Here is a 23310-nt window from a genome sequence, read left to right as displayed (position 1 = left end):
TTGTGCTCCTCCGGCCTCAACGGCCTGCGGTTTCCCACCAATACGCGCCCCGCTTGGCATCGCCCGTCGCAACTTCGTCGAGCGTCGCCGCGTCATAGAGCCGGCCGCCGAGCATCACGCGCGACACCTTGTCGCTGTTGCGGATATCGGCCGTCGGATCGGCGTCGAGCACCACCAGATCGGCGAGCTTGCCCGGTTCGAGCGAGCCGATGTCGCGCGCCATGCCGAGCGACTGGGCCGAGGCGATCGTGCCCGCCCGGAGCGCCTCCACCGGCGTCATCCCGCCGCGGACAAACGACCATAGCTCCCAATGCGCGCCGATGCCGGCCTGCTGGCCGTGTGCGCCGATCGAGACGAGCACGCCGCGCTTGGCGAGCTTGTTGGCCTCGCGGGCATTGTCGTCGTCGACGAAATTGTCCTCGGGCGCCTTGATGCGGCGGGCATTGTCGGCGAGCAACGTCGCGGGCGGGGTATACGCGCGCAGCAGCGGATGCGCGTAGACGTCGGTCGCCTGGCGCCAATAGGGATCGCCGGCGAGGCCGCCATAGGTCACCACCAGCGTCGGCGTGTAGTTGGTCCTGGTCGCCGAGAAGAACTGGAGCACGTCGTCGTAGAAGGTCTCGAGCGGGACGTTGTGCTCGAGCGTCGAATTGCCGTCGGCGACGATCGTCATGTCCATCCCGAACAGCGATCCGCCCTCGGCGACGACCTGCATGTTCTCGCGCCGGGCTGCCTCGACCACCTGCTGGCGCTGTTCGCGGCGCGGCTGGTTGTAGTTCTTGACGCTGTGCGCGCCCTGCGCCTTGAGGCGACGGACATGCGCGAGCGCATCGTCGAGGCTGTCGATCTGCGCGTACACGTCGGCGGCCTTGGCGCCGTAGACGATCTCGCCGGTCGAGAAGATGCGGGGGCCGAGGATCAGCCCGGCGCGCTGCATCTCGGACGCGGCGAAGATCTCGCTCGACCGGTTCGACGGGTCGTGGATCGTCGTGGTGCCGAGCGCGAGGTTCTGGTGCATCGACCAGTTGCTCTGCGGGATCAGCTCGTCGCTGCCCGCGGGACCGTGGGCATGGGCGTCGACCAGCCCGGGAATGATCGTCTTGCCGGCGACATCGACCTGCTTCGCGCCGGCAGGGATCGGCGTCGAGGCGCGCGGGCCGACCGCGACGATGCGGTCGCCGCGGATCACCACCACGCCGTCGTCGATGATTCCTCCATCGGCACCCGCCATCGTCACCAGGCGCGCGCCGGTGAGCGCCACCGTGCCGCTCGGCTTGGCGGCGGTGACTTCGCGGGCGAGCGAGACGCCGCTGGCGGGGGGCACGAACTTGGGCGCGTCCTCCCCGCGCGGCGCGCCGGCGAAGAACTGCGCGGTATCGGCGGTGTAGAGCGTCGGGCCGAGGCTCCAGTGGAGCCGGGTGCCGTCATTCGACCAATGGATATAGTCCGCACCGCCCGCGCTCACCCGCGTGACCGGCATCGCCTTGGCGTCGCTCGCCAGCGCGACCGACTGGTTGCCCGGCATCAGGGGGGCGACGAAGGCGGCGTAGTTCTGGCGGAAGGCGACATATTCGCCGGTGGGCGAGACGACGTAATCGGTGACCAGCTCGCCGCTGGCGTGGACGCGCTTGTCCTGGCCGCGCAGATCGGTGCTGACCAGCTCGCGCGCGCCCTTCTCGCCCTCGCCGATCATGTAGATGCGATCACTGGACGTGCCGAACTGTGGTGCGGCCATGCCCTTGGCGACGCGGACCGTCTCGCCGCCCGAGCTGGCGACGCGGTACACGCCGGGGTCCTGCGACCAATTGGGACTGGTGAGCCCGCCCGCCGAAACACGCTCGAACACGATCATCTTGCCGTCGGGCGAGAAGCGCGGGCGGGCATAATGGCCGGGCTGGCTGGTGACGTCGCGCGCGGCGCCGCCGCTCGCCGCCACGGTGCGGATGCGGCCGAGCCCGGCATCGGTCCAGCCAACGAAGACCACGCTGCGCCCGTCGCGCGACCAGCTCGGGAACAGCTCGAAGCCGTCGCCGTCGGTGGTGAGGCGCTTGGCGGCGCCGCCGCCCGCCGGCTTGATCCAGAGCTTGCCGAGACTTTCGAACACCACGCGATCGCCGGCGGGGGATACCGCGGCGAAGCGCGGCATCGTCGTCGTGAAGCGATCGGGCGCGACGGCGATCTGCGGGTGCGGCGCATCGATCACCCCGCGCGTGTCGTCGATCGCGAAGGGGATCTCGCGCGCGTTCGATCCATCGGCGTCGATGCGGCGGATCTTGCCCTTGGCCCAGAACAGCAGCGACTTGCCGTCGGGTGTCCAGGCCATGTTCGGATAGACGCCAGTGACCGCCCAGGTCTCCTGCACGTCCTGGTCGAGATCGCCGTAGATCTTGCGCTCCTCGCCCGAGGCTAGATCCTTGACGTAGAGCTTGGAGCGCGTCGCCTCGCGGCGGACGAAGGCGATCTTCCTGCCGTCGGGCGAGGGCGTCGGGCGCACCGATCCGCCTGCCCCCGTCACCGCCTTGCTGGTCTCGCCGGTGTCGAGGTCGTAGCGCTCGATGTCGAACAGCCCGGTGTTCGAATCCTGGGCATATTCGAAGATCGGGCCCGGCGTGACATTGCGCGTGAAGAAGATCGACTTGCCGTCACGCGCGTAGATCGGCTCGCCGAGCTCCTTTTGGTGCGTCTCGTTGGGGCGCTTGACCAGCATCACCCCGCCGCCACCCGAGACGTGGTATAGCCACACCTCGCCGGTGCCGAGCGAGCGGCCGGTGGTGAAATGCTTCTTGGCGGCGATGTAGCGGCCATCGGGACTCCAGCTCGGCTGGTTGAGCAGGCGGAACTCCTCCTTGGTGACTTGGCGCTTGTCGCCGCCATCGCGATTCATCACCCAGATATTGTCGCCGCCGCCGCGGTCCGACGTGAAGGCGATACGGCGCCCATCGGGCGAGAAGCGCGGCTGGACCTCCCAGGCAAGCCCCTCGGCGATCCGCGTCGGCGTGCCGCCCGCGATCGGCATCGTGTAGATGTCGCCGAGCAGCGCGAAGGCAATCGTCTGCCCGTCTGGGCTGACGTCGAGATCGATCCAGCTCCCCTCTGAAGTGCGGATCGGCACCTGGCGGATGACCGCGCCGACGGGCGCGTTGACGTCCCATTTAGCGGGCTTGTCGTCTTTGGCCGGCGCTGCGGCCGGTGCCGGCGCGCCGACGGGCGCGGGCCGGGGCGCCTGCTGCTCGGCCGGGCGGACGATTTGGTCCTCAGGGGCCTGGGTCTCCTGCACCGGCTTCTGCTGGCTGGGCGGCGCCACCTGCGCCGCCGCCTGGTGAGCGGCGAGGGCCAGGAGCGAGACGAGCGCGACCGCGTAAGGCTTCATGATATCCCCTTTATCGAATAGCCGCAGTATCGGCGGGGAAGCGCCGCGGCGCAATCCGCCCGCGAGCGACGAGCGGTTCGTCGCATCCGGCAGGTTCCGGGCCTTTCGCCGCGCCGGATCGTTCCTACCTTCCGGGCAAGGGAGTGAGGGAAATGACGCTACGGCTACCGACGATCGCACCCGAGGTGATCGAGTGCATCGCCGAGGGCAGGTCCCCGAGCATCGATGAACTCCACCGCGTCGCCGATCACATCTGGATCGACATCCAGGGCGACCGCTCCGCCTTCGCCTGGGGCGACCTAACTGCCGACAGCTCCGACCGGCGCCTGACCCTCAAGGCTGCGCAAGCTGCGCTGAGTGGGGAAACCCCGAAGGGCTAGAACCGCCGGCGTACCGCGAACTGCACCTGGCGGGGCTCCATCGGATAACCGATCGTTCCGACGCTGCCGGTGTTGAAGCGATTGTCGGTGAGGTTGGTCGCGGAAAGCGTGAACGACCAATCGTCCAGGTCGTAGCCGATCTGGGCGTTCGCCATCGTCGCGTCGGTCACGCGGTGCTGCGGCTCGTTGCACAGCGCGATGTTGTAGGACGAGGCGCCGCTGACATCGCCGCCGAGGTGCAGCCGCCCCTGCCCCATGCGCTGCTCAAGCCGCCCGCGGAGCTGATAGCGGAAAGCGGGGGTGAAGCGGAGGTCCAGGTTGCGTTCGTCGCGTACGAATGCCGTGCAGCCCGGGCTCGACTTCAATCGCGTGAACCGATCGTCGAGCGTGGCGACCCAGCCGCCGACCTCGATACCGCTGAGCGGCCGGAGGCTCCACTCGGCCTCGAGCCCCTGGATTCGCGCATCGCCGACATTCTGGCGGAAGATCTCGGGAGGCGAGGAATTGGCGCGCGCCGCCGAGAAGGCGATATCGGTATAGTCGTTGACGAAATAGGCGAGGTTGATCGTCAGGCGCCGACCCCACCAGTCGGACTTGATCCCGCCTTCGTAGCTCCACACGCTTTCGGGGGCGATCGCGCCTTGGCGATTGAGGACGAAATCGATGTTACGCGCGCGCCCGTCGAAGCTGCCGCTGCGGAAGCCCTTGGCCGCCGAGGCATAGACCAGCGCCTGCCACCCCTGCCCTTCGAGCCGGTAATCGGCAGCGAGCCGCGGCGACAGATCGTTCCAGCGCTTGGACAACAGTCGCTCGGCGCGGCGCCCGTCGGGCAGCACCAGCACCGTATCGGGCGTGGTGAGGAAGCGGACGTCGTAGCGCTTGCGCTCGTCGGTGTAGCGCAGACCGGCGGTGACGCTGGCGTGCGCGCCGATCCGGGCAGTCGCCGAGGCGAAGGCCGAGACGCTGTCGGTATCGAGCATCGGACGATAGGGCGACCAATTGCCGGTGGGCGAGGCGCCGCGCGAGGGCGCGACGAAGAAGTCGTCGGTGACGAACCGTCCCGAGGTACCCGCCGGGCTGGCGAAGCTCACCGCGGTAAGCTGCGCGTTGTGCTCGTTGAAATAGAAGAGCCCGGCGAGCAGGTCGACACGGCCCGAAAAGGCGCTGCCGGCGAGCTGGAGCTCTTGACTGATGCTGTGCTGCTTTTGGTCCTGCAGCAGAATGACGTTGCTGCCGACGCCGGGGGCATTGGCGGTCTGGTCGAACCCGATCCGTGAGCGCAGCGACCGATAGCCGGTGATCGACGACAGCGTGGCGCCACCCAGCGCGAGATCGGCGCGGAGCATCGCGCCGCCGGTGTCGGTCTTGTTGAGCGGATCGGTGTCGGCCGAGCGGAAATGGTCGATATCGCCGCCAGGCGTGGCGAAATCATTGGTGAAACGGCCCGGAGCGGCCGGATCGGCAAGAAATTGCTGGGGAAATCGCGGAGTCGAGCGCTCGATGCTCTTGTCGGCGGTGGCGAAGATGCTCAGCGTCGCGCTGGGCTCCCACAGCAAGGCGATACGCCCGCCGTGCAGGCTCTGGCCATTGACGACCGCATTGTCGGTAAGGTTACGGCCCCACCCGCGCTGGTTGCGCGAGATGCCCGATACGCGCACTGCGAGATCGCTCGCCAGCGGCAGGTTGAGCGTCGCGCGCGCGTCGACTCGGCGATAGGTGCCGAGCGTGAGGTCGGCGACGCCGCCGACGCGGTCGAAACTCGGCCGGCGGGTGACGACTTTCAACGCGCCGCCACTGGTGTTGCGGCCGTAAAGCGTGCCCTGCGGCCCGCGCAGTACCTCGAGCCGCTCGACATCGATCAGGTCGAGCAGCGCCCCGGTCGCGCGCGGCAGGATCACGTCGTCGACATAGACGCCGACCGGCGGATCGTTGGTGAAGATCGAATCGCCCTCGCCCACGCCACGCAGGAAGACCAGCGCACCCGACGTGGTGCCGAAATTGCGCGCCAGATAGAGATTGGGGACATAGGCGCCGATCCGGTCAAGGCTGCGGATGTCGGCATCGTCGATCTCCGCCGCGACGAGCGCGGTGACTGCGGCCGGAACCTCCTGAAGCTTTTGCTCGCGGCGCTGGGCAGTGACCACGATATCGCCGGGAACCTCCGGCGCAGCTTCCTGCGCGTGGGCGGCGGGAACGACGAAAGCCGTAGCGGCAATTGCGAACGCGGAGCGGCTGCGCCGAACGGACGGATTCACTTCGGTCTCCCTCAAGGTGGCGGGCGCTTGCAGCCTGTTGCGGGCATTTGGCAAGGGCGGCGGGCACGAGACCTGCGGACACGCCGGGCGGCGATGTGACGGACCGCGCCCGCACAGTAGGTTACGGGTTCATCGCGTCCCTCCTCATGGTATGAAGAAAGATAAAGAAGGGGCCGAGGAGTCGTACGATGCACATGGGCGCGCGATGCGAGACGCGAACGGATCGCCGATGACCACCACCGTTTCGCCCCGAGTCGAAGCCGACGAACTGGCCGCGGACTATTCGCCGGAGGCGACGGACAAATCCGATTCGCCGATCGCCCGGCTCACCCCGGCGCAGCTCGCCTGCCTGCGGCTGCTGCCTTCGCACGGCACGTTCAAGTGCATCGCGCAGCAACTCCAGATCTCCCCCGGCACGGTGGCGCAGCATATCACCGAGGCGCGGCGCAGGCTGGGTGACGTCTCGCGCTTCGAGGCGGCCTCGATGGTCGCCGAGTGGGACGCAGGGCATCCCCCCAAATCATATATACGATCGCCAGCCATTGATCCGGACCCCGATTCGGCGATTTTGGATGTGCCGCTGCCAAAAGCAGAGGCGCCGTGGCCGGCCCGATCGTTGAGGGAAGCGACCATCTCCTTTCGACCCGGGGATGGTATCGAGACGCTAGGGTCGGCCCGGCTATTTTTTCGATTGTGGATCAAGAGCCTGGTCGATGATCTGACGGGACCGGACCGGACCCGGGGGACGTTCAGGCTGGCGCTGGTGATTGCGATCATCACGCTGGCGCTGGTCGCCGTCGGCAATACCGTGCAGGTCACGCTTCAGACCTACGCCAACTCCTGACCCGCGCATCCTGAAACACCGCAAGGTCGCACGCTTGGCGGGCGCGGAGAAAACGCATGTCCAAAATCCTGTTGCAGTCAGCCGACGCGCTTTCGCAGAGCTTCGTGCCCGCGGAACGCACGCAATCCGAAGCCGCAATCGGTGCGGCGAAGAGCCTGGTCCTGGCACTCGAACTCCGGCAGATGCCGGCGTTTCAGACGGGCATCGGCGATCCGGCGCTTCAGGCGCTGTCGCGCGGCGTGGACCTGTCGGTCCAGGCCGATGTCGCACTGCGCGAAGCGCATCGCCTGTTCGCCCGCATGCTGCCGCGCAGCGTGCTGGCCAGCCTGGACTGGGGTTGCACCGACACCAAGTGCCCGGAGATTCCCAACGGAGCATCGGTCCATCCACTGCGCTCGGCCGCTTGAGCGCTTGACGAAGGAGCGCCGCGATGCTTCGCGAGCAGCGTGGCGTTCTATCTCTTTCTAGCCTTCGCGCTTCTGGTTGGCATCGCGCTTGGATTCGCATGGTGGAAGGGTGGCATGCCGGAGCGGATCGCTTCTGGCATGTTCTTGATCGCGTGGCTGGTATCGATGGCCACCGACTCGCCCTACGCCATCCGCTACCACGAAGTGCAGCTCAATTATCTGCTGATCGACTTCACGCTGCTGGTAGGCCTGCTGCTGCTCACGCGCGCCACGCGCCGCCGCTGGACCGTGCTGGCCGCCAGCCTGCAGAGCCTGATCGTGCTCGCGCATCTCGCGCGCGCGATCAGTCCGCATCAATGGGCGCTGGTCTATATGATCATGACGACGATCTGGCCCTATCTTCAGCTGCTCGTACTGATCGGCGGCACGGTGACGCACTGGCGGCGGACCGCAGTGCTGGAGAGCGCGCGCTCCTGATCGCGCTGCTGCGCGGGGGGCCCAGGATCGATCCGAGCGCCAGTGCCGAGCGGCTGCTCGACCGGTTCGGATCGCTCGGCGCCATCTTCGACGCCGATGGCCGGGCGCTGTTGGCCGGCGGCGCAACGCTCGGCGCTGCGCAGCGCATCGAGGCGGCCGCAGCCTGCGCGCGCCATATCCTCGAATACCGGCTGCACGAGCGCCCGATCCTCGACAGCATGCGCAGCCTGCTCGACTATCTGGCGCTGACCCTGTCGTTCAAGAGCCTGGAGCAGGTGCGGGTATTGTTCCTCGACGCCAAGCTTCATCTGATCCGCGACGAGACGGTGAGCCTGGGGTGCATAGCCGAGGCGCCGATCTTCGTCCGCCCCATCCTGAAGCGCGCGCTCGAGGTCGGCGCCAGTTCGATCCTGGTGGCGCACAACCACCCGTCGGGCGATCCGCGACCCAGCGACGCCGATGTCGAATCGACCCAGGCACTCGAGCGCGGCGCCGACGCGATCGGCGTCCGGCTGATCGACCATCTCGTGCTCGCCTGCGGGAGCTGGCGGAGCTTCCGCCAGCAGGGGCTGCTCTAGCGCCTCAATGCACCGGCCGTGGCGCATGGCCGACGGGCAAATGGTGCATCACTGCATAGATGTCGCGGCGGTCGACCGCCTGGTCGCACATCGGGCAGACCTCGAAGTGCACGAGTTCGTCTTCGCACGCGGCCTTGCTCCGGCGCGCGGTGGAACCGCTGAAATCGAAAATCGCCGCCTCAATCATCGCACTGCCTCTGCGTTAGCATCTTCTTCACCATTATAGGCGATGATCGGATGTCCGGGTGCGCATGCGCGAGATTCTTTTCGGAAAATCCTTAGTTGTAGCGGCGAGCGCGCTTTCAGGCGGGTTCGGCCTGGCCCTCGAGCGCGGCGGCGTCGAGGATAGTGACGGCGCGGGTGCCCGAGAGGCGGATCACGCCGGCGGTCTTCAGGCGGGTGAGCTGGCGGCTGACCGTCTCGATCGTCAGCCCCAGCACATCGGCGATCTGGCCGCGGGTGAGCGGCAAGTCGAAAGTCACCGGGCCTCCGGGCGTCGCACGGCACGAATTGGAGCCGGCGCGCGCTGCCATGTCGCGGACGAAGCCGGCGACCTTCTCCGGTGCTGACTTGCGCGCGAGGGTGAGCATCTGCGCGCGCGCGTCGCGTAGCGCCTGGAGCGTGCGCTGGAGCAGCAGCTTTTCCATCCGCCCGTGATCCTCGAGCACCCGCTCGAACGGCGCGCGGGGGAAGACGCACAGCTCGGCGTCGGTCACCGCGGTGATCGTGAAATCGGCTTCGCCCTCATAGGGCTGGCCGACGAAGTCCGCCGGATAGAGCAGCCCAACGATCTGCTCGCGGCCGTCGGAGGTGGAGGCGACGAGCTTGAGCACGCCTGAAAGCAGGTTGGCGCAGATCACGCTCTCCTCACCCGCCCAGATGATGCTCTCGCCGCGGACGACGCGGCGGCGCTGGCCGAGCCGGTTGAGCGCGATCAATTCCCGGTCGTCGAGGCTACCGCACAAGGCCTGGTCGCGGACGGCGCAGTCGGAGCAGATGTCCTGGTGAATCATGCCTTCCCTATTAGGAAGGTGGAAGCGGTTTGTCTCGCATCTGCCAACGATTCGAGACGAGCGGTGCTCACACCGCACTGCTGAAGCGATGCCCTTCCTGGCGATAGGCGTCGAGCGTCGCGGCGATCGCGCGGGCATAGGGCAGCGCCGCTCCGGCAAGCGTCACCCGCCTGCCCTGCCAATCCAGCAGCCCTTCGTCCTCGAACGGGGCGAGGCGCGCACGGATGCCTTCGAAGCCCGGGATATCGGACAGGTCGGCGGCGCCCGACGTGAGGATCGAGGTGATCGCACTGCCGCGGACGCGATCCTCGGCGGTGCGCAGCAGCCCGCGCGAGGTGGCGAAGCGGCCGGCGCCGATCGCTAGATGGTAGCGTCCGGTATTCTTCTCGTTCTGGAGCAGCCGGTCTGGAAAGGCGCTGATCGAGCTGGCGCCGAGGCCGATCAGCACTTCGGCCGGGTCTTCGGTGAAGCCTTGGAAATTGCGGCGGAGCGTGCCGTCATCCACCGCCTGCGCGATGGCATCGCCGGGTCTGGCGAAGTGATCGAAGCCGATCGCGCGATAGCCGGCGCCGGTCAGCGTCTCGTGCGCCTGCGCAGCCTGGGCGAAGCGCGCGGCGGCGTCGGGCAGCGCCGAGGCGTCGATCCGGCGCTGGCGAGGGATCATGTGCGGGACATGGGCATAGCCGAACACCGCAAGCCGATCGGGGGCTATCGCCAGCGCTGTCTCCAGCGTCGCGGCGAGGCTTACCTCGTCCTGTCCGGGGAGGCCATACATCAGGTCGAAGTTGATCGAGCTGACCCCGGCGCGGCGGAGCAGTTCGACGGTGCGCTCGATATCCTCGCCCGGCTGGACGCGGCCGATCCCGGCCTGGATCGCCGGATCGAAGGTCTGGACGCCGAGGCTGACGCGCGTCGTGCCGGTCGCTTCGAGCACCGCAGCCCATTCGGCGTCGAACCCGCGCGGATCGATCTCCACCGAAAGCACCGGATCGCCGCAGCGCAGCCGCGTCACCACGCGCTCGACCAGCGAAGCGAACGCAGTGGTGGGAATGGCGTTGGGGCTGCCGCCGCCGAACGCGATCCGCCCGACCCGCCCGCGCCCGCCAAGCCGATCGACAAGCAGGTCGATCTCCTCGTCGAGCCTATCCAGATAGGCGGCGAGCCGGCCGGTGCGGTTGGCGGCGCCGGTGTTGCACCCGCAATACCAGCAGATCTCGCGGCAATAGGGGATGTGGATATAGAGCGAGACGCGCTCCTCCGCGCCGATCGCGTCGAGCGCGATCGCCATGTCGGCATGGCCGACGCTGTCGCCGAACTCGGCGGCGGTGGGATAGCTCGTATAGCGCGGGACCGGGCGTGCGAGCAGCGCGGGATGATAGTTCCACATGGGTTTCCCCTGACCCAAGGCCCCTCGCTGCTCTTTGACCTTCGTCAAATTCAAGTTTGCGCGCGATCAAGGTTTCCTCGCCCCACGGGCCTAGGCGCTTGCTCCAGACAGTGAGGAGCAAGAAGATGAATACTATCCGCATCGCAGGCATGCTCGGCGTGATGCTAGCGGCCACGCCGGCGCTGGCGCAGGACGACACCGGAATCAAGGCCGGCGACGTGCTGCTGCGCGCCCGCGCGATCGTGGTGACGCCCAACGAGCGTTCGGGCGATATCCTCCCCGCTTTTCCGGGCGAGAGGGTCAGCATCAGCGACAGCGTGATGCCCGAAGTCGACATCACCTGGATGGCGACCGACAATATCGGCTTCGAGCTGATCGCGTCGACCACCAAGCACAAGGCCGATGGCCGCACCGGCACCACCGGATCGATCGGCGAGCTCGCCTCGACCTGGGTGCTGCCGCCGACGCTGACCGCGCAATACCACTTCAACCCGCGCGGCACGGTGCGCCCCTATGTGGGCGCGGGGGTCAACTATACGATCTTCTGGGACGAGAAGGCATCGACCGGGCTGACCGGCGCGGTGGGCCCGACCAAGGTCCATATGAAGGACAGCTTCGGCTGGGCGGCGCAGGCCGGGATCGACATCGACCTGTCGAAGAAGTTCTTCCTCAACCTCGACGTCAAGTACATCGACATCGACACCACCGCGCGGCTCGACACCACCGCGGCCGGCCGCCAGTCGGTCAAGCTCAACATCGACCCGCTGGTGTTCGGCATCGGCTTCGGCGTCCGACTCTGACGCTCGAGATCCGCCGCGGCCGGCCCCCACACTCGGCCGCGGCGGGATTCTTCCAACCTTTCGGGCGAGCCGCTGTAGGATCTGCAGCGGCTAACTTCGCATGTTGCGCGTAGAAACGTAATTCCGTTGCGCGGGCGCGTAATTTCCTGTCGCGGGGCTCGGCGGGATTTTCCTATCGGTCAAAGAGCGGGCCAGGCATGCCGGGCCGGCGATCAGGCAAGCAGACGAAGTCCTACATTGCAAGCGGTGGGCGAGTTCTGAGGCTCTAAGCCCCTCCCCTGAAGGGGAGGGGTTGGGTGGGGCGTGTCAGTCTCACCGAGCCCATCGCCCGCGGACAGGCCCCACCCCCAACCCCCCCCTGAAGGGGAGGGGCTTTTAGCGCCGCCCGCTTTTGCGGTCGCAGCCCAGGATTGCGTGGCAAGGCAGCGGGTTCGGATCGCCGCGCGCCGGCGCGGCCGGGCCCGAGCCGCACCAGCGGCCGATGCTTGCTTCCGCCATGGGGATTTGGCCGACGACCAGCCCAAGCGGATAGAGCAATGCGATGAGCAGGCGAGCGCGCATCACTCGTCGTCATCGAGCAGGATGCGCATCGCGGCGCCGTCGATATCGTCATACTGGCCCGCGCGGACCGACCAGAAGAAGGCGCCGAGCCCGATCAGGCCGAAGGACAGTGCGATCGGGATGAGCAAGGCGAGACCGGTCATCGGGCGGCACTCCGGAGGCGCAGGGCGTTGGCCACCACTATCACCGATGACCCCGACATCGCCAGCGCGGCGATCAGCGGCGTGACATAGCCCGCCATCGCCAGCGGCACGGCCAGGACGTTGTAGCCGATTGCCAAAGTGAAGTTCTGCCGAACGACGCGCAGGGTGCGGCGGGCCGCCGCGACCGCGACGGGGATCGCCGACAGGTCGTCGCCGAGGAAGAGCAGGTCGGCGGCGGTCTGGCCGACATCGCTTGCCGAGGCGGGGGCGATCGAGACGTGCGCGGCCTTGAGCGCGGGGCCGTCGTTGAGGCCGTCGCCGACCATCAGCACCTTCCGCCCCTGCCCGGCCAACCCCTCGATCCTGCCAAACTTGCCCTGCGGGCTGAGGTCGGCATCGCCCTCGATATCAAGCTGGCCGGCGACCGCGGCGACGACTTCGCGGCGGTCGCCCGATAGAATGCGCGCGGGCAGATCGAGGGCGCGCAACCGATCGACCGTGGCGCGCGCATCGGGGCGGAGCGCGTCGCTGAATTCGAGGATTTGGAGCGTGTCGGGCGCGAGCGCGAACGCCGTCGCCATCGCCGCACCGGGCGATTGCGCGCCGACCCAGTCGGGGCGGCCCAGCCGGGCGAGGCGGCCCTGGTAGAAGCCCTCGACCCCCTGCCCCGCGACTTCGCGGATGTCCGCGACTTCGACGGGCGCGATGCCGGCATGGTCGATCTCGCGCGCGAGCGCGACGGCGAGCGGGTGGCGGCTAGCGCTCGCCAGCGCGAGGGCGACGGCGCGCTCCTCAGTCGAAAGCGGCAGCGTGCCGACCAGCGCGGGCCGGCCGCAAGTGAGCGTGCCGGTCTTGTCGAAAAACACGATATCGGCCTCGGCGAGGCGCTCGAGCGCCGAGCCATCCTTGATCAGGATGCCGCGGCGCATCAGCGCGCCCGAGGCGACGACCTGCGCCACCGGCACCGCGAGCCCAAGCGCGCAGGGACAGGTGATGATCAGCACCGCCACCGCGATCGTCACCGCCTGGTGGACGCCGGCGCCGGTCAGCAGCCAGAAAAGGAAGGTAGCCGCTGCGAGGCTGTGGACCGCGGGGGCATAGATGCGCGCGGCGCGATCGGCGATGCGGAGGTAGCGCGACTTGGCGCCGCCCGCGGCCTCCATCAGCCGGGCGATGTCGGCAATCGCGGTGTTCTCGCCCGCGGCAGTGACCTTGACCGTCAGCGGGGCATCCAAGTTGATCGTGCCGGCGAGCACCGCGCTCCCCACCGTCACCTGGTCGGGGACGCTCTCGCCGGTGACCAGCGAGCGATCGACGCTGCTCGTGCCGACCTCGACCGTGCCGTCGGCCGCCAGCCGCTCGCCCGCGGCGACGAGCAGGCGCATGCCGGGCGCCAGTTCCTCCGCGGCGCGCCAGCGGCGGCTGCCCTCGGGGCCGAGGACGAAGCCGCCCGGCGGAGTCTGGCGAAGCAGCGCCGCGACGCCATCCTGGGCCCGGGCGCGCATCACGCTGTCGAGCACGCGGCCAGCGAGCAGGAAGAACAGCAGCATCACCGCGCCGTCGAAATAGGCGTGCGGCCCCCAGGTGAGGACTTCGTAGAGGCTCGACACGCAGATCACCGCAATGCCTATTGCGATCGGCACGTCCATGTTGGTGCGGCCGTGGCGAATCGCGCCCCACGCGCTGCGGAAGAAGGGCCGGCCGGCATAGGCGATCGTGGGGAAGGCGATCAGCGCCGAGAGCCAGTGGAAGAGTTGCCGCGTCGCGCCCTCGGCCCCCGACCATACCGAGACCGAGAGCAGCATCACGTTCATCGATGCGAAGCCTGCGACGGCGAGGCATTTGACCAGATCGCGGCTTTCGCGATTGGCCTCGCCCTCGACTTCGCCGAGGAACGGGTGCGCGACGAAGCCGATGCGTTCGAGCTCGTGGCGCAGCGCCTCGGCCTCGACGCCCTCGACATGCGAGACGCGGACGCGCTTCGAGGTGAAGTTGACCCGCGCCTCGAGCACCCCCTCGGTGCGGCCGAGTTCGCGTTCGATCTTCGAGATGCAGCCGGCGCAGTGGATGCCGGGGACGCTCAGCGTGGTGACCGCGTTCATCTGAGCTCGTCCTCGAAGCGTGCGCTATGCGCCCCGTCGCGCAACTCGATGCGCAGCTGCCAGCGGCCCGCGGGAAGCGGGGTTGCCGAGATGAAGCGCGCGCCGTGGCGGGTGAAGGCCAGCGCTTGATCGGGGGCACGGCCGAGCGGGTGGTGGATCGTCGCGGCGCCGGTGACGCCTGCAGGGGCATTGGTGGCGATGACCACGCGGCGTTGCGCGTCGAGACTCGGCGATGCGGTCCAGCCGAGCGCCCGCTGTGCGCGAGCCTGTGCGAGGTAGCGGTTATATTGCTGGCCGGCGACATAGCTGTTGTCGACCACGGTGCCGCCGAAGGTGCGGATCGCCGAGCGCGCCATCACGAAGTTGACCGCGACGATCGTGCCGAACATCGCGAAGAGGATCGCGAACATGTGCCAGCCGGTGAAGTTCCTGGTCATCGGCCGGTCTCCGGGCGTTCGAAATGGATCTGGTGGGTGTCCTCGCCCCCCTCGGCGTCGAGCGCGCGGACGCGGAAGGTCAGGTCGCTGCGCGACGGGCCGTCGCTGGGCGCCGCGACGAACAGGCGGAGCTTGGTGACCTTGTCGGCGGGGACGTTGAGGCGGATGCTCCGCTCCGCGCCTTGGCGGGCGGCGGTTTCGGACCATAGTGCGCCGCCTGGGAGCCCTTCGATCGATATTTCGACTTCGCGGGGGCGGCTCTGCATGTTGCGGACCTTGAGCGTGAAATTGTTGCGGATGCTGCCGTCGGAGAGGCGGACATAGACCGGGTTGCGGTTCTGGCTGACCGAGAGGTCGAGCCGGCTGCGCGTGCCGAGCGCGAACAGCATCGCGAGGCCGATCGAGGCCCAGATCAGGAAATAGGCGATCGCGCGGGGGCGGAGGAGCCGCTTCATCGGATGCTCGGGCGCCTTGCCATCGCCCGCCGCCTGCTCGTCGGCGATCGTCGAATAGCCGATCAGCCGGCGCGGGCGATCGAGCCGGTCCATGACTTCGTCGCACGCGTCGATGCAGAGGCCGCAGGTGATGCAGCCGATCTGCGAACCCTCGCGGATATCGATGCCGGTGGGGCAGACGGCGACGCAGGCGTTGCAATCGATGCAGTCGCCGATGCGCGGTGCCAGCTCCGGATTGGCGGCGAGCGCGACCAGCGAGAGGACGCGCTCCGGCGCAGCGCGCTTGAGGCCATGGGTGCGAGGCTCGCCGCGCCAATATTTGTAGGTGACGAGCAGCGACTTCTCGTCGAGCATCGCGCCCTGGATGCGCGGCCAGGGACACGCATAGATGCAGAACTGCTCGCGCATCAGCCCGCCGAGTACATAGGTGGTCGCGGTGAGAAGCGCGATCGTGGCGTAGGCGACATACGGCCCCTGCCCGGTCACGATCTCGCGCGCCAGGGTCGGCGCGTCGGCGAAATAGAAGACCCAGGCGCCGCCGGTCAGCACCGAGATCACCAGCCAGATGCCGTGCTTGGTCACGCGCTTGGCGATCTTCGAGGGGCCGAGCCGCGCCTTTTGCAGGCGAATCTGGGCGTTGCGGTCGCCGTCGATCGCGCGCTCGACATGGAGGAACAGGTCGGTCCACACCGTCTGCGGGCAGGCATAGCCGCACCAGGCGCGCCCCACCGACGAAGTGACGAGGAACAGCCCGATCGCCGCCATGATCAGCAGCCCGGCGACATAATAGAATTCGTGCGGCCAGATCTCGATCGCGAACATGAAGAAGCGGCGATTGGCGATGTCGACCAGCACTGCCTGGTCCGGGGCATAGGGGCCCCGGTCCCAGCGCAGCCAGGGGGTGACGTAGTAGATCGCGAGCGTCACCGCCATGATCGCCCATTTAAGGTTGCGATAGGAACCGCGAACCGCCTTGGGGAAGATCTTGCGCCGCGCCTCGAAATAGCGCGGCGGCCTGGGGGCGATCAGGTCTTCAGGGCTTGCCATTGGCTGACGGGGCCGGAGCCGCCTCCGTGGGGCTCGGCGCCGGCTGAGCAGGGTTGGGCGTCGGTGACGCCGGGGGCACGATCGCCTCGCCGCCGCCGAGCGAATGGACATAGGCCGCTAGCATCTTGATCGTCACCGGATCGAGCCGCGTTCCCCAGGCGGGCATCACCCCGCCGCGTGAATTGGCGATCGTCTGGACGATCGACTCGCGGTCGCCGCCATAGAGCCAGATCCCGTCGGTGAGGTTGGGCGCGCCAAGCTCGCGGCTGCCCTTGGCGTCGGTGCCGTGGCAGACTGCGCAGTTGGTGGCGAAGAGGGCCGCACCGCGCTGCGCAGATGCGCTCGGCTTTTCCTGCGCCGAGAGTACGCGGACATGGCTGGCGATGTCCTCGATCTCCTCAGGCTTGAGCAGCTGGTCGCGGCCGAAGGCGGGCATCAGCGACATATGAGTCTGGTCATTGCCGGGCTGGCGGATGCCGTTGGTGATCGTCGCGACGAGCATCTTGAGGTCCCCGCCCCACAGCCAGTCGTCGTCGTTGAGGTTGGGATAGCCCTTCGATCCTGCCGCGCCCGAGCCGTGGCACTGGACGCAATGGACCTTGAATGCCGAGGCGCCGCCGGCGACCGCGGCCTCGAACAGCTTCGAATTCTCGGGCAGCCGCTCGATCGGGATGCGGGCAAGTTCCTCGCGCACTGCGCTGCGGCGGACGCCCTCGGCGGCGACTTCCCTGGCGTATTCGCCGCGGCTCGACCAGCCGAGCACGCCGCGCGTGGCGTCGTGCACCAGCGGCCAGGCCGGATAGGCGACGACATAGCCCAGCGCGAAGATGATGGTGGCGTAGAAGGTGTAGAGCCACCAGCGCGGCATCGGGGTGTCGAGCTCCTCGATGCCGTCCCATTCGTGGCCGACCGTACGGGTGCCGGTCTTTTCGTCGATGCGCTGCTCAGCCATCGATGCGCTCCTCGTCGAAGATCATGCGGGCGGCGGCGTCGTGATGCTTGCGCGCGCCGCGGCGGAAGGCCCAGCCGGTCAGGGTGAGGAAGGTCACCGTCATGAAGACGAGCCCCCAGCTGTCGGCGAAGTGCCGCAGGGTTTCGTAGCTCATCGCGGCGTCTCCTGCGGCGCCGCGGCGCGATGATCGACCAGGGTGCCGAGCATCTGGAGATAGGCGACCAGCGCATCCATCTCGGTCACCTTGCTGGGATCGCCGTCGAAGTCGCGCGACTGCGCCTTGGGATAGCGCCTGGCGAGATCCTCGGTATCGGCGCCGGGCGTGGCCTGGTCGAGCATGTCCCTGGCCGCCTTCTCGATATCCACCTTGCTGTAGGGGACGCCGAGGCGCGAGAGCGCGGTGAGGCGCTGGGCCGCGTCGCGCGTGTCGAGCTCGCGGTTGGCCAGGAAGCCATAGGCCGGCATGATCGACTCGCCGACCACCGAGCGCGGCTCCTTGAGGTGCTGGACGTGCCACTCGTCGGAATAGCGCCCGCCGACACGCGCCAAATCGGGTCCGGTGCGCTTCGAGCCCCATTGGAAGGGGTGATCGTACATGCTCTCGGCCGCCAGGCTGTAATGCCCGTAGCGCTCGACCTCGTCGCGGAACGGACGGATCATCTGGCTGTGGCAGTTATAACACCCCTCGCGGACATAGATGTCGCGGCCGGTCTGCTCGAGCGGGGTGTAGGGCCGCATGCCCTCGACCTTCTCGATGGTCGAGTCGATCCAGAACAAGGGCGCGATCTCGACGATCCCGCCGATCGCCACGGTGACCAGCGCGAGCGCGCCGAGCAGGGTGACGTTGCGTTCGATCTTCTTGTGATCGATGAGCGAAGCCATTTCGAGGTTCCTTATTCCGCCGCGGCCGGCACGAGGGGACGATCCTTGGCGGGGTCGTAGGGAGCGCTGGACAGCGGCGCCTCGTCGCGGAGCTTGCCGCGGATGGTCATCCAGATGTTCCAGACCATGACGAGCGAGCCGGCGAGGTAGAACAGCCCGCCGAGCACGCGGATCAGGTAATAGGGCTTCATCGCGGCGACGACTTCGGCGAAGGCGTAGACGAGGTAGCCGTCCTCGCCGTACTCGCGCCACATCAGCCCCTGGGTGATCCCGGCCACCCACAGCGCCGAGGCGTAGAGGACGATCCCCAGCGTCGCGAGCCAGAAGTGCCAGTTGACCATGCGCAGCGAATAGAGCCGCTCGCGGCCCCAGAGCCGCGGCGCCATGTAGTAGAGCGCGCCGAAGGTGATCATCCCGTTCCAGCCGAGCGCGCCGCTATGGACGTGGCCGACGGTCCACTCGGTATAGTGGCTGAGCGAATTGACGCTCTTGATCGACATCATCGGGCCTTCGAAGGTTGCCATGCCGTAGAAGGCGAGCGCGAAGACCATCATGCGGATGATCGGATCGGTGCGGATCTTGTCCCACGCGCCGTTGAGCGTCATCAGCCCGTTGATCATGCCGCCCCAGCTCGGCATCCACAGCATCACCGAGAACACCATGCCGAGCGTCTGCGCCCAATCGGGCAGCGCGGTGTAGTGGAGGTGGTGCGGGCCGGCCCAGATGTAGAGGAAGATCAGCGACCAGAAGTGGAGGATCGACAGCCGATAGCTGTAGATTGGCCGCTCGGCCTGCTTGGGGACGAAGTAATACATCATCGCCAGGAAGCCGGCGGTGAGGAAGAAGCCGACGGCATTGTGGCCGTACCACCATTGCGTCAGCGCATCCTGGACGCCGGCGAAGGCGGGATAGGAACGCGAGCTCAACAGCCCGACCGGCATCGCCAGGTTGTTGACGATGTGCAGCATCGCGATCGTCAGGATGAAGGCGAGGAAGAACCAGTTGGCGACGTAGATATGTGGTTCTGCGCGACGCACGATCGTCGCGACGAACACGACGAGATACGCGACCCACACGACGGTCAGCCACAGGTCGATATACCATTCGGGCTCGGCATATTCCTTCGACTGGGTGATGCCGAGGACATAGCCGGTCGCCGCCAGCACGATGAACAGCTGGTATCCCCAGAACACGAACTTGGCGACGCCGGGGAACGCCAGCCGGACGCGGCAGGTGCGCTGGACGATGTAGAAGCTCGTGCAGATCAGCGCGTTGCCGCCGAAAGCGAAGATCACTGCCGAGGTGTGCAGCGGGCGGATCCGGCCGAAATTGAGATATTCGCCGAGGTTGAGATCGGGGAAGACGAGCTGCGACGCGATCACTACCCCGACGAGGAAGCCGACCACGCCCCAGAACAGGGTGGCGATCACGCCCCAGCGGATCACGTCGTCGTCATAGCGCGAGGCGACCGCGCGCTTGGCGACGGTGCCGGTCACCGGATCGCGGGCGACCCCACGCATCGTGATGAAGCCCGCGGCGATCCCCGCAAGCGCGAAGATGCCCATGTGGATGGCAAAGCCGGTATCGGCGGTTGCGGCTGCCGCGAAGAGCGCGACGATGCCGAGCAGCAACCAGCCCCCGGCGCCGGTGACGGCGTTATCCATGGATCAAATGCCCCAGAGAAGAAGTGAAGTGCGCGGTCATGGCCGCTGGACGGTGGGATCGTTCGCGGTCCAGTCCGACGCGATCGCCCCGCTGACATACAGCGCGAGGAAAGTGCCGAGCCCGATGCAGGAGGCACCGAACAATGCGGCGGCCGTCCAGAGGCCGGTGCGCGAGGTCCGCCGCGACGGCGGACGCGTGCGCCCCGGCACGATTTCGTTATCGGGCGTATCGGCCTCGCGCGCGATGGCGTTGGCGCGCAGCAGGAGCCAATATCCGGACGCGAAAGTGGTCAGGATCAGAAAAGCGAAGATCGCAGCGAATGCGCCGATCGGCATGGGTCACCCCGCGCTTCTGACCGCACGAGATTGCCCGGCCAGCTTGGCACTGCCCATTGCACTTCGCGAACCGGCTGAATTTGTCCGCGATCAAAGAAGCAGCGTTTGCGACGCGCGATGAAGGGGCATGACATCGCCAACGGGCCTCTTCTTCGAGGGACTGCCGCAGGAGCTGCTCACGCAGCTGCTCGAGGGCGGCGGACGCCGCAGCCATGCTCCGGGGGAGGCGCTGATCCGCGAAGGGGATGCGGCATCGCAGTTCCTGGTGATCCTGGGAGGACAGGTCCGCGTCTGGCGTACCTCTCCGCGCGGCACCGCGATGACGGTCCACCTGCTCGGGCCCGGCGACCTGCCCGGGGTCGCCGCGGTGGTGCAACACACGCCCTACCCCGCCACCGCCTCGGCCGTGACGCCGGTCAAGACGCTGAGCTGGCCGGCCGAGCGCGCGCTGTCGATGCTGTACGACCATCCGGCGCTGGCGGCCAACACGATGCGCTTCATCTCGCTGCGCAACGAGGAGATGCTCCAGAGGCTGCACGAGGTCTCGACCCAGCCGGTCGAGCAGCGGCTCGCGCGCGCAGTGCTGCGGCTGACCGACAACGACGCGAAATCGGTCGACATCTCGCGGCAGGAGCTCGCCGAGCTGACTGCGACGACGTTGCACACGGTGAGCCGGATCGTCAGCCGGTGGGAGAGCGAAGGGGTGATCGATGCGGCGCGGCGGCGGATTACGCTGTTGCAGAGCGGGGCGCTGGGAGACCGGGCCGGGGTTAGCGTGCGGGAGTAGATGGACCACCAAATCCCCCTCCCTGAAAGGGAGGGGTTAGGGGTGGGTTTCAGCTTCGGCCAGGGCTCGATGCCCTGGCCGAAGCTTCGATGCTTGGCGATAGATTCTTTGGGCGCGCAGACGCGCGCACCCACCCCCGGCCCCTCCCTTTCAGGGAGGGGAGATTTGCTTAGCGCGCAACCGGAAGCGTGACGACGAGGCGGGTGCCGCTCGCCTCGGGATCGAGCGCCAGCCCCCCTCCCCCTGCGCGCAGCAGCGACATCGAGATCGCCAGCCCCAGCCCGGTGCCGCCTGCGGCGCGGCGGGTGGTGAAAAACGGCTCGAAGATGCGCTCGGCATCGGCAGGGGCGATGCCGCGGCCATTGTCGGTCACGGCGATCTCCAGCGCATCGCCCTTTCGCTCCAGGTCGATCTTGGCTTCGCTGGCCCCGGCCTGGCGGGCGTTTTCGAGCAGCGTGGTGACCACGGCCTCGACCGTCGAAGCCTGGACCGCCACGGTCGCCGCGTCGCTCGCTCCCAATATCACCCGGAAGTCCGCCGCACTTTGTGCGTCGGTAACCTGGCGGATTACCGCGAGTGCATCGACCGCGACATCGGGGTCGGGCTGCGCCATGTCGGCACGGGCGAGGTCGAGCAGCCGGGTGACGAGCTGCGACAACCGCGCGGCATCGGCCTTGATGTTGCCGAGGAAGCGTTCGCGCTCCTCGGGCGTCATCGTTGCGCCATGGTCCTCGAACAACTCGATCGCGCCCGAGATGCCGGCGAGCGGGGTCTTGAACTCGTGACTGACCGAGGCGGCGAAGTCGCGGAGATAATGCGAGCGACGGTCGATCGTCGCGGCCATCGCGCGGAAATCCTCGAACAGCGCGCGGATCTCGATCGCAGCGGTGGCCGGGGTTTGCGGTACCGTCCCGGTGCCGCTCGCCACGCGCCGGGTCGCGTCGCCCAGCGCCTCGATCGGGCGGGCAATGCCGCGCGAGAGCAGCCCGGTCAGGCCCAGCAAGGTGCCGAAGATCAGCGCGATGCCGAGCAGGATCTTGCCGCGATCCTCGTAGAGTCCGCGAAACAGCGCCCGCGGCGAGCGCGAGAGCAACAACGCGCCGACCACGCGCCCGTCGACCACGATCGGCCGGACATGGTGGATGCGCAGCGACGAGGCGCGGCTGAGCCATTCGAAGGCGTAGCGCTGGGAATAGGCGCCATTGGTGCGCAGCACGGTGCCGACCCTGCCCTGGAGCGCCGCCGCCACTTCGGGCAATCTGGAATAGGAACGGCCGGCCTGGTAGCCGAGTATGATCGTCCCGCGGGCATCGACCAATTGGACCGACGCGAGCGTGGTGCGCGCGGTCGCGGCGACGATCGGTTGCAGCCGCCGCGCCATGTCGATCGCCGCCGGATCGGGTATCGTGGCGGCCTCCGATGCGCGCGGGCGTTCGTCGAGCACGCGCGTGGTGCGCAAGTCGATCGTCGAGCCTTCGGGGCGATAGGGGCGCGGATCAAGGGTGCCGGGCGCCGCCCCCGGCCACAACGCCTGCGCGGCGCCGGTCAGGGCGGCACCCTGCGCGATCAGCTCGGCCTCGGTCTGGCGGACCAGCGTGTTCTCGTAGACGCGCAGGAACAGCGCGCCGACGCCGGGCAGTGCCGCGGTGAACAGCAGCGTGCCGAACAGGATCGTGCGCAGCCGGAGCGCGGGCCAATGCCGCTTCAGGAACGCCTTGGCGCGTCCGATCACGCCGGCGCGCCCGCGCAGCTCCCGATGCGGTAGCCGACGCCCGCGCGTGTCTCGATGATGTCGGTGCCGCCGATCTGGGCGAACTTGGCGCGCAGGTTGCGGATATGGCTGTCGATCGTGCGGTCGGTCACTGCGAAGCCGGGGCCATGGAGGCGATCGATGATCGCGTCGCGGCTGAACACCTTGCCCGGCATCACCGCGAGGGTGCGCAGGATCGAGAATTCGGTGACGGTCAGCGCGATCTCGGTTCCCGCCCAGGTCGCGCGCCAGCCGTCCACGTCGAGCGCGAGGCGGCCGTGGTCGATCCGGCGGCCGTCATCGGCCGCGACGGGCTTGGCGCCAGTGCGGCGCAGGATCGCCATCGAACGCGCGACGACTTCGCGGGGGCTGAACGGCTTGACGACATAATCGTCGGCACCCAGCTCGATCCCGAGCACGCGATCGATCTCGTCGTCGCGCGAGGAGAGGAACAGGATCGGCAGGTCGCCGGCGGTGCGCAGCCGCCGGCACGTCTCGAGCCCGTCCATCCGCGGCATGTTGATGTCGAGCACGACGAGATCAACGTGCCGGCTTTCGACGAGGCTCAGGACTGCCACACCATCATCGGCTTCCAGCGTGTCGAGCCCGGCCTTGGCGAAGGCGAAGGCGAGCAGCTGGCGGATGTGCGGATCGTCGTCGGCGATCAGGATGGTGCGCGGCAT

Annotated in this window: 24 protein-coding genes; 7 read left to right on the top strand and 17 right to left on the bottom strand. The window is 68.0% G+C overall.

Features of this window, described 5'->3' with window-relative positions; all coding sequences use genetic code 11:
• Positions 1-16: 16 nt before the first annotated feature.
• Positions 17-3370 carry an amidohydrolase family protein gene (locus tag RZN05_RS03470; protein ID WP_317225229.1) on the bottom strand — a complete coding sequence of 1118 codons (3354 nt, stop codon included), beginning with the start codon at positions 3368-3370 and terminating at the stop codon, positions 17-19.
• Between the two features lie 152 nt (positions 3371-3522).
• Between RZN05_RS03470 and RZN05_RS03465 the strand changes: the two genes are divergently transcribed.
• Positions 3523-3750 (top strand): hypothetical protein, encoded by a 228-nt coding sequence (locus RZN05_RS03465; protein ID WP_317225228.1) that lies wholly within the window; start codon positions 3523-3525, stop codon positions 3748-3750.
• On the opposite strand, the gene RZN05_RS03460 is transcribed toward RZN05_RS03465, so the two are convergent.
• The gene (locus tag RZN05_RS03460) at positions 3747-6005 is read right to left on the bottom strand and encodes a TonB-dependent receptor (RefSeq protein ID WP_317225227.1); all 2259 of its coding nucleotides are present in this window, start codon (positions 6003-6005) and stop codon (positions 3747-3749) included. The two genes, RZN05_RS03465 and RZN05_RS03460, sit on opposite strands and share 4 nt — an antisense overlap.
• A 229-nt stretch (positions 6006-6234) precedes the next feature.
• Between RZN05_RS03460 and RZN05_RS03455 the strand changes: the two genes are divergently transcribed.
• Genes RZN05_RS03455 through RZN05_RS03440 form a run of 4 tightly spaced genes read left to right on the top strand, consistent with a single transcriptional unit; the run spans position 6235 to position 8311 of the window.
• Entirely contained in the window at positions 6235-6849 is a 615-nt protein-coding gene (locus tag RZN05_RS03455) for a helix-turn-helix domain-containing protein (RefSeq protein ID WP_317225226.1), read from the top strand.
• 56 nt (positions 6850-6905) lie between these two features.
• Positions 6906-7256, top strand: coding sequence for a hypothetical protein (locus RZN05_RS03450; RefSeq protein ID WP_317225225.1), 351 nt, complete (start codon positions 6906-6908; stop codon positions 7254-7256).
• A gap of 39 nt (positions 7257-7295) precedes the next feature.
• Positions 7296-7733: a hypothetical protein gene (locus tag RZN05_RS03445; protein WP_317225224.1), complete on the top strand. Its 438-nt coding sequence runs from the start codon at positions 7296-7298 to the stop codon at positions 7731-7733.
• Complete coding sequence (locus RZN05_RS03440; RefSeq protein WP_317227554.1) at positions 7646-8311, top strand: JAB domain-containing protein; 666 nt, start codon at positions 7646-7648, stop codon at positions 8309-8311. The genes RZN05_RS03445 and RZN05_RS03440 overlap by 88 nt, the downstream gene beginning before the upstream one ends.
• Before the next feature lie 4 nt (positions 8312-8315).
• On the opposite strand, the gene RZN05_RS03435 is transcribed toward RZN05_RS03440, so the two are convergent.
• The 3 genes from RZN05_RS03435 to hemN form a co-directional block, all read right to left on the bottom strand.
• Complete coding sequence (locus RZN05_RS03435) at positions 8316-8498, bottom strand: hypothetical protein (protein WP_317225223.1); 183 nt, start codon at positions 8496-8498, stop codon at positions 8316-8318.
• 115 nt (positions 8499-8613) lie between these two features.
• A complete protein-coding gene (locus tag RZN05_RS03430; protein ID WP_317225222.1) occupies positions 8614-9324 on the bottom strand; it encodes a Crp/Fnr family transcriptional regulator in 711 nt (236 codons plus the stop codon).
• Between the two features lie 67 nt (positions 9325-9391).
• A complete protein-coding gene (gene hemN, locus RZN05_RS03425; RefSeq protein WP_317225221.1) occupies positions 9392-10711 on the bottom strand; it encodes an oxygen-independent coproporphyrinogen III oxidase in 1320 nt (439 codons plus the stop codon).
• A 125-nt stretch (positions 10712-10836) separates the two neighbouring features.
• Between hemN and RZN05_RS03420 the strand changes: the two genes are divergently transcribed.
• A complete protein-coding gene (locus RZN05_RS03420) occupies positions 10837-11511 on the top strand; it encodes an OmpW/AlkL family protein (protein ID WP_394804775.1) in 675 nt (224 codons plus the stop codon).
• A gap of 375 nt (positions 11512-11886) precedes the next feature.
• On the opposite strand, the gene RZN05_RS03415 is transcribed toward RZN05_RS03420, so the two are convergent.
• The 10 genes from RZN05_RS03415 to RZN05_RS03370 are packed head-to-tail and all read right to left on the bottom strand — an operon-like array spanning position 11887 to position 20090.
• On the bottom strand, positions 11887-12072 hold the full coding sequence (locus RZN05_RS03415; protein ID WP_317225220.1) for a hypothetical protein: 186 nt from the start codon (positions 12070-12072) through the stop codon (positions 11887-11889).
• Positions 12072-12215, bottom strand: coding sequence for a cbb3-type cytochrome oxidase assembly protein CcoS (ccoS, locus tag RZN05_RS03410; protein ID WP_317225219.1), 144 nt, complete (start codon positions 12213-12215; stop codon positions 12072-12074). The genes RZN05_RS03415 and ccoS overlap by 1 nt, the downstream gene beginning before the upstream one ends.
• Positions 12212-14317, bottom strand: a complete 2106-nt coding sequence (locus tag RZN05_RS03405) for a heavy metal translocating P-type ATPase (protein WP_317225218.1) — start codon at positions 14315-14317, stop codon at positions 12212-12214. The genes ccoS and RZN05_RS03405 overlap by 4 nt, the downstream gene beginning before the upstream one ends.
• Positions 14314-14754, bottom strand: a complete 441-nt coding sequence (locus tag RZN05_RS03400; RefSeq protein ID WP_317225217.1) for a FixH family protein — start codon at positions 14752-14754, stop codon at positions 14314-14316. The genes RZN05_RS03405 and RZN05_RS03400 overlap by 4 nt, the downstream gene beginning before the upstream one ends.
• Positions 14751-16256, bottom strand: a complete 1506-nt coding sequence (gene ccoG, locus RZN05_RS03395; protein WP_317225216.1) for a cytochrome c oxidase accessory protein CcoG — start codon at positions 16254-16256, stop codon at positions 14751-14753. The genes RZN05_RS03400 and ccoG overlap by 4 nt, the downstream gene beginning before the upstream one ends.
• A complete protein-coding gene (gene ccoP / locus RZN05_RS03390) occupies positions 16243-17208 on the bottom strand; it encodes a cytochrome-c oxidase, cbb3-type subunit III (protein WP_317225215.1) in 966 nt (321 codons plus the stop codon). The genes ccoG and ccoP overlap by 14 nt, the downstream gene beginning before the upstream one ends.
• Positions 17201-17362 (bottom strand): cbb3-type cytochrome oxidase subunit 3, encoded by a 162-nt coding sequence (locus tag RZN05_RS03385; RefSeq protein WP_317225214.1) that lies wholly within the window; start codon positions 17360-17362, stop codon positions 17201-17203. The genes ccoP and RZN05_RS03385 overlap by 8 nt, the downstream gene beginning before the upstream one ends.
• Entirely contained in the window at positions 17359-18090 is a 732-nt protein-coding gene (ccoO, locus tag RZN05_RS03380; protein WP_317225213.1) for a cytochrome-c oxidase, cbb3-type subunit II, read from the bottom strand. The genes RZN05_RS03385 and ccoO overlap by 4 nt, the downstream gene beginning before the upstream one ends.
• Before the next feature lie 11 nt (positions 18091-18101).
• Positions 18102-19754, bottom strand: a complete 1653-nt coding sequence (ccoN, locus tag RZN05_RS03375; protein WP_317225212.1) for a cytochrome-c oxidase, cbb3-type subunit I — start codon at positions 19752-19754, stop codon at positions 18102-18104.
• 36 nt (positions 19755-19790) lie between these two features.
• Positions 19791-20090 (bottom strand): hypothetical protein, encoded by a 300-nt coding sequence (locus RZN05_RS03370; protein ID WP_317225211.1) that lies wholly within the window; start codon positions 20088-20090, stop codon positions 19791-19793.
• A gap of 127 nt (positions 20091-20217) precedes the next feature.
• Between RZN05_RS03370 and RZN05_RS03365 the strand changes: the two genes are divergently transcribed.
• Positions 20218-20877 (top strand): Crp/Fnr family transcriptional regulator, encoded by a 660-nt coding sequence (locus RZN05_RS03365; protein WP_317225210.1) that lies wholly within the window; start codon positions 20218-20220, stop codon positions 20875-20877.
• A 169-nt stretch (positions 20878-21046) separates the two neighbouring features.
• On the opposite strand, the gene RZN05_RS03360 is transcribed toward RZN05_RS03365, so the two are convergent.
• Positions 21047-22609, bottom strand: coding sequence for a sensor histidine kinase (locus tag RZN05_RS03360; RefSeq protein ID WP_317225209.1), 1563 nt, complete (start codon positions 22607-22609; stop codon positions 21047-21049).
• The gene (locus RZN05_RS03355; protein WP_317225208.1) at positions 22606-23310 is read right to left on the bottom strand and encodes a response regulator transcription factor; all 705 of its coding nucleotides are present in this window, start codon (positions 23308-23310) and stop codon (positions 22606-22608) included. The genes RZN05_RS03360 and RZN05_RS03355 overlap by 4 nt, the downstream gene beginning before the upstream one ends.

The organism is Sphingomonas sp. HF-S4, from assembly GCF_032911445.1.
In the GTDB taxonomy this organism is placed as follows: domain Bacteria; phylum Pseudomonadota; class Alphaproteobacteria; order Sphingomonadales; family Sphingomonadaceae; genus Sphingomonas; species Sphingomonas agrestis.
The sequence above is the reverse complement of the archived record's forward strand: the minus strand, read 5'-3'. Positions and strand labels throughout refer to the sequence as shown.